At 67.5% G+C, this 12,652-nt stretch carries 13 protein-coding genes, 1 tRNA gene, 1 other RNA gene and 1 pseudogene; 5 read left to right on the top strand and 11 right to left on the bottom strand.

Annotated elements, in window-relative coordinates; all coding sequences use genetic code 11:
• The first annotated feature begins 44 nt into the window (after positions 1-44).
• A complete protein-coding gene (locus tag ACN4JJ_RS02615; RefSeq protein WP_440708344.1) occupies positions 45-1,139 on the top strand; it encodes a GNAT family acetyltransferase in 1,095 nt (364 codons plus the stop codon).
• Between the two features lie 26 nt (positions 1,140-1,165).
• Here the strand turns inward: ACN4JJ_RS02615 and ACN4JJ_RS02610 are convergent, their stop codons facing one another.
• The 4 genes from ACN4JJ_RS02610 to ffs form a co-directional block, all read right to left on the bottom strand.
• A complete protein-coding gene (locus ACN4JJ_RS02610; protein ID WP_440708343.1) occupies positions 1,166-2,395 on the bottom strand; it encodes an acetate/propionate family kinase in 1,230 nt (409 codons plus the stop codon).
• The gene (pta, locus tag ACN4JJ_RS02605; RefSeq protein WP_440708342.1) at positions 2,392-4,653 is read right to left on the bottom strand and encodes a phosphate acetyltransferase; all 2,262 of its coding nucleotides are present in this window, start codon (positions 4,651-4,653) and stop codon (positions 2,392-2,394) included. The genes ACN4JJ_RS02610 and pta overlap by 4 nt, the downstream gene beginning before the upstream one ends.
• Positions 4,654-4,753: 100 nt before the next feature.
• Complete coding sequence (locus tag ACN4JJ_RS02600) at positions 4,754-5,407, bottom strand: hypothetical protein (RefSeq protein ID WP_440708341.1); 654 nt, start codon at positions 5,405-5,407, stop codon at positions 4,754-4,756.
• Positions 5,408-5,602: 195 nt separating this feature from the next.
• Positions 5,603-5,699: signal recognition particle sRNA small type (gene ffs, locus ACN4JJ_RS02595), an RNA gene on the bottom strand.
• Between the two features lie 71 nt (positions 5,700-5,770).
• Here ffs and ACN4JJ_RS02590 point away from each other — a divergent pair.
• On the top strand, positions 5,771-6,424 hold the full coding sequence (locus tag ACN4JJ_RS02590; protein WP_440708340.1) for an SDR family oxidoreductase: 654 nt from the start codon (positions 5,771-5,773) through the stop codon (positions 6,422-6,424).
• A 124-nt stretch (positions 6,425-6,548) separates the two neighbouring features.
• Positions 6,549-6,636: transfer RNA gene (locus tag ACN4JJ_RS02585), tRNA-Ser, on the top strand.
• A 135-nt stretch (positions 6,637-6,771) separates the two neighbouring features.
• On the opposite strand, the pseudogene ACN4JJ_RS02580 reads toward ACN4JJ_RS02585, so the two are convergent.
• Positions 6,772-7,200: pseudogene (locus ACN4JJ_RS02580) on the bottom strand (tyrosine-type recombinase/integrase); the annotation flags it as partial.
• A gap of 212 nt (positions 7,201-7,412) precedes the next feature.
• On the opposite strand from ACN4JJ_RS02580, the gene ACN4JJ_RS02575 reads away from it, so the two are divergent.
• Complete coding sequence (locus ACN4JJ_RS02575) at positions 7,413-8,429, top strand: hypothetical protein (RefSeq protein ID WP_440708339.1); 1,017 nt, start codon at positions 7,413-7,415, stop codon at positions 8,427-8,429.
• A gap of 52 nt (positions 8,430-8,481) precedes the next feature.
• Here the strand turns inward: ACN4JJ_RS02575 and ACN4JJ_RS02570 are convergent, their stop codons facing one another.
• From ACN4JJ_RS02570 to ACN4JJ_RS02545, 6 genes are all read right to left on the bottom strand, one after another.
• Positions 8,482-8,700 (bottom strand): hypothetical protein, encoded by a 219-nt coding sequence (locus ACN4JJ_RS02570; RefSeq protein WP_440708338.1) that lies wholly within the window; start codon positions 8,698-8,700, stop codon positions 8,482-8,484.
• A gap of 199 nt (positions 8,701-8,899) precedes the next feature.
• Positions 8,900-9,118, bottom strand: a complete 219-nt coding sequence (locus tag ACN4JJ_RS02565; protein ID WP_440708337.1) for a hypothetical protein — start codon at positions 9,116-9,118, stop codon at positions 8,900-8,902.
• 2 nt (positions 9,119-9,120) lie between these two features.
• Positions 9,121-9,348, bottom strand: coding sequence for a hypothetical protein (locus tag ACN4JJ_RS02560; protein ID WP_440708336.1), 228 nt, complete (start codon positions 9,346-9,348; stop codon positions 9,121-9,123).
• A 652-nt stretch (positions 9,349-10,000) separates the two neighbouring features.
• Positions 10,001-11,209, bottom strand: coding sequence for a hypothetical protein (locus tag ACN4JJ_RS02555; RefSeq protein ID WP_440708335.1), 1,209 nt, complete (start codon positions 11,207-11,209; stop codon positions 10,001-10,003).
• A gap of 62 nt (positions 11,210-11,271) precedes the next feature.
• Positions 11,272-11,493, bottom strand: a complete 222-nt coding sequence (locus tag ACN4JJ_RS02550; protein ID WP_440708334.1) for a hypothetical protein — start codon at positions 11,491-11,493, stop codon at positions 11,272-11,274.
• A 261-nt stretch (positions 11,494-11,754) separates the two neighbouring features.
• Entirely contained in the window at positions 11,755-11,985 is a 231-nt protein-coding gene (locus tag ACN4JJ_RS02545) for a hypothetical protein (RefSeq protein ID WP_440708333.1), read from the bottom strand.
• Between the two features lie 181 nt (positions 11,986-12,166).
• Here ACN4JJ_RS02545 and ACN4JJ_RS02540 point away from each other — a divergent pair, with 181 nt between their 5' ends.
• Positions 12,167-12,451, top strand: coding sequence for a DUF4190 domain-containing protein (locus ACN4JJ_RS02540; protein WP_440708332.1), 285 nt, complete (start codon positions 12,167-12,169; stop codon positions 12,449-12,451).
• Positions 12,452-12,652 lie beyond the last annotated feature (201 nt).

The following is a 12,652-nucleotide window of genomic DNA, read 5'->3' as shown; positions in this document are numbered from 1 at the left end:
GGCTTCGTAACGAACAGTACCGTAACACTTGTTACGCTTATCGGATGGCACGGCAACGCGATCTCGACGACCAGCAGCGGCGACTCTCCGAGGCGACCTGGTCGGTGCTCACCGAGCGAGGGCTCACCGGTCTCACCCTGCGCGCCGTCGCCGAGCGCGCCGGCTGCAGCACCGGACTGGTGCTGCACGCCTTCCCCGACAAGAAGGCGCTGCTGCTGCACGCGCGCGACCTCCTGCACGACCGCACGGCGGCCACCGCCGACGCGGCCGAAGCATCCGGAACGTCTCCCCGGGAGGCGCTCCTGGCGGTGCTGTTCAACGCGCTCGCCCCCGAGTCGGGCGACGACGACGAGGCCCGGGTCTGGATCAGCTTCCTCGCCGCCGCCCTCACCGACCCCGATCTCGCCGCGCGCCACCGGCAGCAGAACCGCCGCTTCGTCGAACGGATCGAGCGTCTGCTCGCCGCCTGCCGCCCCGACTGGGACGCGCCGCGCCTTCACCTCGAAGCGCTCACGCTGGTCGCTCAGTCGGAGGGCTTCAGCACGCTCGGCGCGGCGGATCCCGAGACCTACTCCCCCGCATCCCAGCGCGCCGGCATGGCCCGAGCCGTGGAGCGCGCGCTCGACCAGCCACCGGCGGAGGCGGTCGCGGGGGCGGTCTCGGCCGTGGTCGCGGCACCGCAGGGCTCCGCCTCAGACGCCCTGCGCATCCGCCCCTTCGTCCCCACCGACACCGCCTGGGCGATCGACCTCTGGCAGCGCTGCGGTCTCACCCGCCCCTGGAACGATCCGGGCAAAGACATCGCGCGCAAACTCACGACCCAGCCCGACCTCTTCGTGGTCGCCGAGCGCGCGCCGGGCACCGTGGGCGGCGGCGAGCGCCTGGGGACCGCCATGGCCGGCTACGACGGGCACCGCGGCTGGGTGAACTACCTCGCGGTCGACCCCGACACGCAGGGCAGCGGGATCGGGCGCGCACTCATGACGCACCTCGAGCAGCGCCTGCTCGAGCGCGGCTGCCCGAAGGTGAACCTGCAGATCCGCGAGGGCAACGAGCCCGTGTTCGCGTTCTACCGCGCGCTCGGTTACACGCAGGATGCGGCCGTCAGCTTCGGCAAGCGCCTGATCGCCGACGACTGACGGGGTTACCCGCGCCCTCGGGGGCGCTAGCGGGCCGAGACGGCCGCGAACGACTGCCGCGCGATCTCCAGCTCCTCGTTCGTGGGCACCACCAGCACCTGCACGCGCGACGACGGCGGCGAGATGCGGCGGGCGCCCTCCGACGACGGGGCCGCATTCAGCTCCTCGTCGACCTCGATGCCGAGCTCCGAGAGCCCGGCGAGCGCTCCCGCCCGCACGAACGCGTTGTTCTCGCCGACGCCCGCCGTGAACACGACCGCGTCGACGCGCCCGAGCTGGGCGTAGTACGCGCCCACGTATCCCTTAATCCGGTGCAGGTACACGTCCAGCGCGAGCGCCGCCGATTCGGCCTGAGCCGAGTCATCCGCCCCCACCGAGTCATCCGCCCCCGTCGCCGCCTTCTGCACATCGCGCATGTCGCCGAGCCCCGACAGCCCCAGCAGCCCGCTGCGCCGGTTCAGCAGCTCGTCGAGCTCGGCGAACCCCATCCCGGTCTTGCGGTGCAGGTGGAACAGGATGCCGGGGTCGAGGTCGCCCGATCGGGTGCCCATCACGAGCCCCTCGAGCGGCGTCATGCCCATCGAGGTGTCGACCGAGCGCCCGCCCTCGATCGCGCAGGCGGAGGCCCCGTTCCCGAGGTGCAGCACGATCAGGTTCAGCGAGGATGCCGGGCGCTCGAGAAAGTCGGCCGCAGCCCCGGTCACGTACTCGAACGACGTTCCGTGGAACCCGTACCGCCGCACGCGCTGCTTCTCGGCCAGCTGCGCGTCGATCGCGTAGGTGTAGGCCGCGGGCGGCAGCGTCTGGTGGAACGCCGTGTCGAACACCGCCACCTGCGGCACCCCCGGGAAGGCCTTCTCGGCCGCCGTGATGCCCGCCAGGTTCGCCGGGTTGTGCAGCGGCGCGAGCTCGCTGAGGTCTTCGATGTTGATCTTCACCAGCTCGGTGACGACGGTCGCCTCGTGGAACCGCTTTCCGCCGTGCACGACCCGGTGGCCGACGGCGGTCAGCGGATGCTCGGCCAGCGAGGGCCCGTGCGTCTCGAACGCGTCGAGCATCGCCCGGAAGCCCGCGGTGTGGTCCGGGATGGGCGTCTCGCTGGTGGACGAGCCCTCGGGCATCGTGTGCCGGGTCTGCCCGAGCGACTCGCCGATCCGCTCCACCAGGCCCGAGGCGAGCACCTGCTCGCTCTCCACCTCGATCAGCTGGTACTTGAACGACGAGGATCCGCTGTTGACTACCAGGATCGCGCTCATGAGGTGCCCTCCGCCTGGATCGCCGTGATGGCGATCGTGTTCACGATGTCTTGCACGAGCGCTCCCCGCGACAGGTCGTTGATCGGCTTGTTGAGCCCCTGCAGAACCGGCCCGACGGCGATCGCTCCCGCGCTGCGCTGCACGGCCTTGTAGGTGTTGTTGCCGGTATTCAGATCCGGGAATATGAAGACCGTGGCCCGGCCGGCCACCTTCGATCCCGGCATCTTGGCGGCGGCGACCACGGCATCCGTCGCCGCGTCGTACTGGATCGGGCCCTCTACGAGCAGCGAAGGCCGCAACTCGCGCACGAGAGCGGTCGCGGTGCGCACCTTCTCGACGTCGGCACCGGAACCGGACGACCCCGTCGAGTACGACAGCATCGCGACCCGCGGCGCGATGCCGAACTGCTGGGCCGTCTCGGAGGAGGAGATCGCGATGTCGGCCAGCTGCTCGCTGGTGGGATCGGGCACCACGGCGCAGTCGCCGTAGACCAGCACCCGATCGGCCAGAGCCATCAGGAAGACGCTCGACACCACCGAGACGCCGGGCCGGGTCTTGATGATCTCGAAGGCCGGCCGGATGGTGTGCGCCGTCGTGTGCACGGCGCCGGAGACCATGCCGTCGGCCAGTCCCAGCTGCACCATCATGGTGCCGAAGTACGAGACGTCGACCACCGTGTCGAAGGCCATGTCGAAGGTGATGCCCTTGTGCGAGCGCAACCGCTGGTACTCCTCCGCGAACCGCTGCCGCAGCTCGGGGTCGGAGGGGCTCACGACCGCGGCCTCGTCGATGTCGAGCCCGAGCTCCGCGGCCCGCCCGCGCACCGCGTCGACGTCGCCCAGGATGGTGAGCCGGGCCACTCCGCGCTTCAGCACGGTGGCGGCGGCGCGCAGGATGCGGTCGTCGTCCCCCTCGGGCAGCACGATGTGCTTGCCCGCGATCCGCGCGCGGTCGAGCAGGCCGTACTCGAACATCAGCGGGGTCACCACGTCGGCCTTGCTCACGTCGAGCAGCTTCAGCAGCTGATTGCGGTCGACGTACTGCTCGAACAGGCCGAGCGCGTTGTCGTACTTCACCTGCGAGTCGGCGGCGAGCCGGCCCCGGGTGGAGGTGATGCGCACGGCGGTCTCGTAGGTGCCGAGCTCGGTGCGGATGATCGGGATCGAGGGATCGAGCCCGACGATCAGGCGCATCACCGGCTCGGGGAGATCGAATCCGCCGTTCAGCACGATGCCGGCCAGCGAGGGGAACGTGCCCGAGGCGTTGGCCATCAGCACTGCGAGCAGCAGCTCGGCGCGGTCGCCCGGAACCACCACGACGGCCCCCTCGGTGAGCCGCGGCAGCACGTTGCGCATCGACATCGCGGCCACCACCACGCCCAGCGCCTCGCGCGCCAGCAGGCGCTCGTCGCCGAGCACCAGCGTTCCGTCGATCGACTCGAGGATGCCGGCCATGCTCGGGGCCACCAGCACGCGGTCTTCGGGGATCGCCCACACCGGGATGCGCCGGGGCTGCGCCGGGATCGATGCCGTGACGGGCGCCGCGCCGGTGAGCGCGCCGGCTCCGGATGCCGCGGGCGAGGCCGCAGCGGCCAGTCCGTCCACGGCCTCCCGGGCCGCCGAGCCGATCGCGTCGCGGATCTTCTCCAGGTGCCCCGGATCCGACCGGTTCGCGATGATGCCCACGAGCGTCGCGTGCGCCGTGCGCAGCTCCACCAGGGCCAGCTCGGTGATCTGCCGCATCTCGTCGGCGGTGCGCGCCTCCGAGTGGCCGAGCAGCTCGTCCGAGCCCTGCCCCTTGCGCCCGCCGAGCACCAGCAGCACCGGGGCGCCGAGGTTCGCGGCGATGCGCGCGTTGAAGCCGAGCTCGGTGGGGCTGCCGACATCCGTGTAGTCCGAGCCGAGGATGACGACGGCGTCGCACTCGCGCTCCACCGCCTTGTAGCGCTCGACGATGCGCGAGAGCGCGGCCTCGGGGTCGTCGTGCACGTCGTCGTAGGTGACGCCGATGGCCGTCTCGTAGTCGAGCCCGCTGCCCTCGCTCGCCAGCAGCATCTCGAGCACGTAGTCGCGCGCGGTCACCGAGCGGGCGACCGGGCGGAACACGCCGACCCGCTGCACCGACCGGCGCAGCATGTCGAGCACGCCGAGCGCGATCGTCGACTTGCCGGAGTGCCCTTCGGCGGAGGTGATGTAGATGCTCTTGACGCCGGCACGGGGGGCGTCGGCGGGGATGGATGGGGTATCGAGATGAGCCACGGAATCCTCTTCGGTCGTCCGTGTCCAATCCTAGGGCGCGTGCCCGGCGCCGCGCCCGGGTGCCGGGCCATCACCCAGCTGCCGGCCAGACGTCGGCGGGTCAGGCGCCGCAGTACTCGCTGGCCACGCTGGTGCCCACGACCACCGAGATCGCGGTGATCGCGCCCGTTCCGTAGTCCTCGAAGTTGATCGTGCGGCCGTCGGCGGCGATCTGGTAGACGGTCGTCTTGTTCGGGCCCACGGAGGTGTCGAGCTCGGGATAGGCGGCCTGCAGCTGGGCCACGGTCGAGCCCAGCCCGATGCCCTTCTCGGTCAGCGGCGCCGGCGAGCCGGGCGACCAGGCGTCCAGCGGCAGCAGGCGGACGACCTGGATCGGCGCGGCCGGGTCGGTCTCGTCGTTGCCCGTCACCGCCGTGAGCCCGAGGCCGTCGACGCTGTAGGTGTCGACCCCGGGGCGGCAGGTGGCCACGGCGACCGGCATCTCGGTCTGGATGGCGCCGAGGGTCGAGTCGAGGTCGAGCGGCCCGATCCCCGCGTAGCTGATCACCCAGGTGGCGGGGTCGTCGGCCACGTAGGCAGCGGGATCCGGGGCCGGGTCGGTCGTGGGTACGGCCGTCGGGGTGGCGGGGGCGGCGGTGGCGGTGACCGTGACGGTCGCGGTGGGGGCGGGCTCGGGCGAGCCGGCGCATCCGGATGCCGTGACGGCCAGAGCGAACACGAGCCCGGTCAGCGTGGCGGTGCGGCGGATGCCCATGGTGTCTCCCTCGTCGGCGCCGACCCTTCGGCGCTCTGCGAGAAGACTAGGGGGAGAGCGGATGCCGCGACCTCCCCCCGAACGGGCCGGCCACTTCCCCGGACGGGCCGCCCGCGAAGAGCGCTGCCTGACCGCGCGTTCTGCCTGACCGCCCGATCTGCCTGACCGCCCGATCTGCCCGACCGCCCGTTAACGAGAAAGGACTCCCCGCGCACCCGCCAGAGCCCGGTTACCCTTGCTACGTTTCCGTCCTGGGGGAGTTGGCCTGGATGGCGCCACACGGGGAGCCGGGAACCAGTGTAGCAAGTCGATCCGCGTGTCCGGGACCTCGCGGTGGGCCGCCCGAGGGCGTTGACTGGAGACATGAAGATCGCACTCGCGGGCGGCCACGGCCAGATCGCCCTGCTCACCACGAAACTGCTCGCCGCCTCCGGACACGAGGTGTGGGGGATCATCCGCAACCCCGACCACGGCGACGACATCGAGGCGGCCGGCGGGCAGCCGCTCGTGCTCGACCTCGAGCAGTCCGACTCCGAGACGCTCGCCGCCGAGCTCGCCTCGCGCGAGATCGACGCGGTGGTGTTCGCCGCCGGCGCCGGCCCCGGGTCCAGCGCCGAGCGCAAGCTCACCGTCGACCGCGACGGCGCCATCCTGCTCGCCGACGCCGCCTGGCGATCGGGAGCCAAGCGCTACGTGCTGGTCTCGGCGATGGCCGCCGACGACTTCGACCCCGAGAGCGACGACGTGTTCCAGGTCTACCTGCGGGCGAAGAGCGAAGCGGATGCGGCCGTGCGCGCGAGCGACCTCGACTGGACGATCGTGCGCCCCGGTGGGCTGACGGATGACCCGGCCACCGGCCTCGTCATCCTGGCGCCGTCGACCGGCCGCGGCAGCATCCCCCGCGCCGACGTGGCCTGGATCGTGTCGCAGCTGCTCAGCACCGGCGAAGGCGTGCATCGGCAGTTCGAGGCGATCTCGGGCGAGACGCCGATCGCGGAGGCGCTCCGCGCGCTCTGAGCACGGTCTCCTCCGGGGTCCGGATGCTGCGCCCGCTCCCCGCGGCCGGCCCGTGGTTCGCGGCGCACCATTCGTACGGGTAGGATGCTTCATGGTCATTCGCCCGTTCGCGAGCGATGCTCCAGGAGAATTCGCCTAGTGGCCTATGGCGCACGCTTGGAAAGCGTGTTGGGTGCAAGCCCTCGGGGGTTCGAATCCCCCATTCTCCGCCAGTTATTCCCCCGCCATGCGCCGATCGCGAGCACGTCGCCCGATCGGTGCACACCAGCCGGCACAGTTTGTCCGTCGAGCATCCCACCCATGAGGCTTGCCGCGTTGCGTTGCAGGCTCTGGATCGCGTGCGAGTACACCTCCATCGTGATCGTGACGGAGGCGTGTCCCAGGCGTTCGGAGACGATCTTGGGGTGCACGCCGGCACGCAGCAGCAGAGTCGCGTGCGTGTGCCGTAGTTCGTGCACGGAGAGCGTCGGTAGGGCGGGCAGGTCTTTCTGTGCTTCAGCTAGCCGGCGGCGCCGCTGGGCGCTGAACTGCACAGGGTTGTGGGCGCGGGCGTACCGGTTGCAGAACACCAGCGCGTCGGCCGTGGCGAGCTCGGGCACCTTCGCGGCCAGGTCGTCGCGCCGCTCGCGCAGACCGTCGAGGCCTGCGGCATCTAAATCGACGTTCCGGCCGCGGCCGCTCTTGGGCTTGGTGAACGTCATGACCGGCTTCACGCCCGCTTCGTTGACGTAGGAGAGCGCGAGGCCGAGATACACGACCCCGTTGTCGAAATCGATGTCTCTCCATCGGGGCCCTTATCGGCCGGACCGGGGGCTCTTCGTTTGTTTAGGCGTCGGGCCTTTCCCCCATGGATCCGGTAGCTCAGCGAGCATGATCGTCCGGTCGGCCTGGCAATGACGTTGGATCTGGCGGCTAGTACAGTCGGCGCTAGAGCGTCGAGGCGGGGGCGATCCATCACGGCACGACCCTCGCGACACAGTTGCGGGCAATGCTGCTTGAAAATCGCAGGGACTCCGACCCGATGTTTTTTCGCATCGCCGATGAACTCAATTTGTCGCCGACAGTTTGGCTACCAGTGGATCAGCCCATCCCGGAGATCGAGGGAATGCAGGAGACCTTCTCCAATGACGTCTCTCACGTGCGAACCCGTTCCACGCCGCGCGAAGTGAGCGTTCGGGACGCGCTCGACTTCACCTTTCTCACGCTCCGCGACGAGACCTTCAGCTTTCGCGCCAGCAGTGCGTATGTGGCCAACTCTGCCGGTGGCGCCCACTATTCCACGCAAGCAGAAGCGCGCTTCCTTCAGATGTATTCGCGTCAGGAAACCATCATGGGTAGCCCGCGCCTGAAGGTGTTGACGGCGCTGGTCACTTTCGCCCGGGCGGTGCTGGCCCTAGGCCTTGAGGCACTGCGCAGCATGGCAGAGTTTCACGTATTCCTGGCCTGCAAAGCCCCCGATCGGGGGCCCGCCATTCTCTTCTCGGCTATTTACCCCGGCACCGAGATGGCATTAGAAATCCAGACGCACGACGACAACGCTATTACCGCCTGGCTCAGGGGCATCAACAGCCAGACACTCGCTGTGCGCCTCGATCAGTATGTCGACTGGTCGCTCGGTGGGGCCATTCATCTAGCGGTGCTTCTCAACGGCTCCGGCGCAACAGAGATGACCTTGGACGTCGGTTTTGAGGACATTAGTGCGACTTCAAGATCAGCCACACCGGTGGTCTTCACCCCTAACATCGTTCAGTTGCACAGCCGAATTGGGCAATCGATCGATGGGCGGTCAAGTGCCACCTCTATTGAGCTGGTGAACTTCTTGATAGCCGGTAAATTGACCCGCCGAGATCTCGCAAACACAACCTTCTGGCAGGAGAAGCGTCTTGCAGAGACGACACCTGTACACATTGGGTTAGGCGCCTTCTACGAATCGTCGCCAGGAACAACGGTATTCCAGCCTCACGGTGACGTAGTTCCGAAGGAGCCTTTCGGTCCCGCCGCTTAGAGCGTGGCGTCTGAGATGTCCCAATCGCGGTGGCGCCGAAGGGTAGCCGGCTTTAAAGCATGTCGCGCAGGATCTGTACGGCTGCAGTTGGGGTGAGGAACGCGCCAAGGTTGTGAGCCCAGTCCGTGAGATCTCCATCGTCTGCGTGGCTGAGCACCCACCCGTTCCATTCCCGCTCGACCCGCCACGGTGTCTCGCTGAGCATGCCGTCGACCTCCTGGACAACGATGTAGTGGTCGTCCTCGATGCCGCGCGGCAGGTAGAGGTTCATGGTTAGCCGTCAGGGTGCTTCCGATTGGTAACTATGCGCCCTGCGATGACTGCCCCGAACCCCAGGAGCGGAACGCCGACCAAGAACAGCACGGAAGGGTTTTTGCCAGCGGTGATCACCCAGACGATGAGTCCGATGAAGCTCACGACAGCGACTGCCAGGACGATGACGGCGACCGTGCTGTATCGAGAGCGGGACATCAGCGTCCGTCGAGCCTGTCTTCGAGTGAGGCAATACGTTGCTCGAGATACTGGATGTACTCGACAAAGTAGGCGGTCTTGGCGTCGAGTCGGTCAGGGCGCGGGCTGGTGAGATTCTGGTCGTAGTGCCACGGCGTCCTCAGCGGGTGGGCCTCGGCGATAGCACGGATCGATTGACGGAACAGGCTGGGATCGGAGGCGTTGCTTTGGCTCGACATCGTTAGCGCGTCAAGCCTGGTACGGCGCCCGTCGGACTCATCGGTTGAAAGCTATCGGCCGCGTCCTCGACAGTCGCGTAGGGTCCCTCCCATGCGTGACGGTCGTGCCGGTTGTCGTGCTTGATGTGCCAGCCGTCGTCCATCAGATAGATAAAGGCCAGCACCGCACCAGTCGAGTCGATGATTCTGCGGACCTTACCGGTACCGTGTTCCACGCTGATTCCCACCATGAGATGCGACAGTACTCGGTTGCAGCCGTGCCGCCCACCCCTCTGTTGTCGGTCCTGCCGACCGCGGTATCGCAGTGTTGCTCCGGTCACGATCCTCGGGGTTGGTTATTGTGGCGGGCATGGGAGCGTTTCCCCCGCACGTTCCCTAGCCGGGAGTGCGCATTGGGTAGGCGCACCCCCGGCCCTTACGTTGCTCGCGATGACCAGGCGCTGCAATGCGAGCCAGTGCGAGTGCGGAGAAGACTGCCTAGGATCGAATAACACGGAGCCTGTTCGGCCGATATCGGGTCTGTCAGCGAAGGTGCCGTGAGGCCAAGGGTTGAGCACTCAGTTTGGGGCTAGCGCGCTCCCCTTGGCCTGGGGGATGTGCGGACTTCCCGCCAGCGTCGTTTGGGGCTCAGCTGGCAGGAAGCCGCAGACCGGTCTTCCCGCGGCCTTGGGGTGCCGCATGTCGGGTTGACGGCCATCAAACCGTAGACGTCATCGGGTCCGACTCGTAGAACCTACGTTGAGCGTCGACTTCCAGCTAGGGCTTGCCCAGGCTGCTCTCAGGTGAGGCGTAGGGAGCCGAAGTGAGTCCGCGCAAGCGCTGAGAAAGGGGCATGCCTGAGCAATCTTGCAGCTCGAGCATGCCCCCTTCTGATGTGAGCGACTAGCTGAGGCGCGTCTTCCGACGCACAAGTACCAGCACGAGGCCAGCTGCGGCGAGCACGCCGCCGAGGCCGAGGGCGCCAAGTTCGGCACCGGTGTTGGCGAGCTTGGTGCTGCCGTCCCCGGCAGGGGTCACCGGGGTGACGGGGACCGCCGCGGCAGCGAGGGTGAACTGGACCGGGATGGACGGTTCGGAGATGATCGACTCGAGGGTGTTGTCCGGGCCGAGGGTGACCAGGGCAGCAGCTGCCGTGTAGTCGCCCGGCTCGAGCGCGAGTGTCACAGTCCAATCACCGTTGTCGTCGACGACGATCGGGTCTTCCGGATCTGCCGGGACGGCCTGCGCCATGCTGGAGAGCTGGCCGACGGCACTGGTGGGAACGACGGCGAGCAAGACGTTCTTGCCGGGGGTTCCCGTGCCGGTGAAGGTGACGGATGCGCCGGTGAGCGCCTGCCCCGCCGTCGGCGCGGTGATCACCGGCGCCGGAAGAAGTTCTTCGGGCAGCTTGAATGAGACCGTCTGCTCACCGCGGCCCGCGCCGCCGATGACCTGGTTGACGTACACGGTCTGATCGATCGCGTCGTCCTCGGTGTAGGTTCCGGTGGTGACCCAGATTCCGTCGGTGACGACGGCCGCTTCGGTTCCCGGGATTCGGTTTCCGTCGTCGTCGAGGACGTTGACGGTGGCGCCGTCGGTGCCGGTGCCGCCGAAGACCACGGTGCGGGAGACGGTGGTTTCGCCTTCGACCGGGCTCAGGACGGCAAAGCCGTATGCCGGCGGAAGAACGAACGAGACTTCTTCTTCGCCCGCACCGGAGCCTCCGGTGACCTGGTTGACGTAGACGGTCTGCTCGACCTCATCCGTCTCCTCGTAGGTTCCGGTGGTGGTCCACACGCCGTCGGAGACGACGGCAGCTGTCGTACCGGGAATCCGGTCACCGTCTTCGTCGAGGACGTTCACCGTCGACCCGTTCGACCCAGTGCCCGCGAACACAACGGTGCGCGAATCGAGTACCTGGCCTGGCGTCGGGCTCGTAACGACCAGCGTGTCCTCGGCAGCGTTCGCCGCGCCGGCGCCCAGCAACGCCCCACCGAGTGCAAGCGTCGCGACGACCGGCACCGCCAGCACCTGCCGCCATGAAATCTTCTTGTGCATCATCGTCCCCTGAATGAAATCGACGGCAGAAAGCCCCGCGCGGGAACCGCGCACATCCCCCACCCCTAATAGGCACAAAGGTAACAGGATCACGACTGTCGCGCACTCGTCGGCTATCAACGAAAAATTGCCTTCTCCACACTCATATTGATCGACGCCCCGGCGGTCTGGATGATGTTGCTGCCCGCGTTCCCCACCGCGTGCCGGTGCGCGACCATTGCTGCGTCGTCGAGCTCGCGGTAGTAGCCGGCCCCAATCAGCCGGCGCCGCTTTGGGCCGGAGTGCCACGTCACGACCCGCCACCGCGACACCGGCTCGCCCTCGAGCATCACGTCCACCAAGCGGATGATCGCGTCCGGCTCCGTCGTGCCCGGCCTCGGGAAGATCAGCTCGGCGGGCAGGAGGTTGTCGACGGGGTGCCACTGGGCCGACGGGTGCTCCTCTCAGATGGGAGCGCGCCGGCCCGCGCGGGTTCGATGCTTAGAATGTGGGAGGTCGGCCCCCGAGACAATTTGTCTGTCCCGGGGGCCTCCTCTGTTCGTTGAGTCGCACTACTCGTAGTCGGGGCGAGAGGGGCTTTCAGGTTTCACAGTGTGCTGCTACTGGGTAGGTTCTGCTTCCGGACCGAACAGCGCCAGTGCACCCAGAAATCCCTCTGGTTCGGCTTCGTCGACGAACGTGATGCTGGAGCGCTCCGTAACGGGGATAGAGCCGGTGACTCCGGCATCGGTTTCAAACCACACCGTTGCTACATGCCGTCGGCCATTCAGAAATTCATCGATTGCATCAGCAGCTAGGCCTGGCCATCGGGCCTCCTGATCAGATGTCACACCTATAGCCACATGTGCCATCCTCATGACTCTTACGCTGTAGTTCGCCCCCTAGTCATCCAGAAACCTTCGCGGTTGCCCGCCAACGTACTCGCCCTGCCGGGTGGCGTCACGTACCTCGTGGATCACGCTAAATTGTTGCCGATCACACATCGACATTTGTACAAGAATGGAAAGTCAAATGACCAATCCCGCGTATGCGCCCGCAACCTCGAACAAGAAGACCCTGGCGATTCTCTCGCTGGTGTTCGGCATCGTGAGCATCGTGCTGTGCCTCTTCCTGCCCATCCTCTGGATCTTGCTCGCCATCGCCGGCGTGATCCTGGGCTTCCTGTCCCGGTCGCGCGAACCCGCCGGACGCACAATCGCGCTCGTCGGCATCATCCTGAGCTTTGTCGGCATTGCCGCAAACATCCTCTCAATGGTCATCGGCGCTATCGCCGCAGTCTCCTACCTCCGAGGCTGACAGCGACCGAGTCGGCGCTGTGCCCGAGCCCACGACCAAGGCTCGGGCACAATTGCCTCGCGGATATTTATGTCAAAGTCAGGCACGCGACCCGAACGAGTCTTTTCCGCGGCCCGCGTGAGACGGAGATGTGTTGAGCACGGGCGGTTCAGAGACGAAGACGTGATGCCGCGCGCATGCCCTTGCCGCCGCACATATCAA

Source organism: Herbiconiux dendrobii, from assembly GCF_052048175.1.
Classification (GTDB): domain Bacteria; phylum Actinomycetota; class Actinomycetes; order Actinomycetales; family Microbacteriaceae; genus Herbiconiux.
The sequence above is the reverse complement of the archived record's forward strand: the minus strand, read 5'-3'. Positions and strand labels throughout refer to the sequence as shown.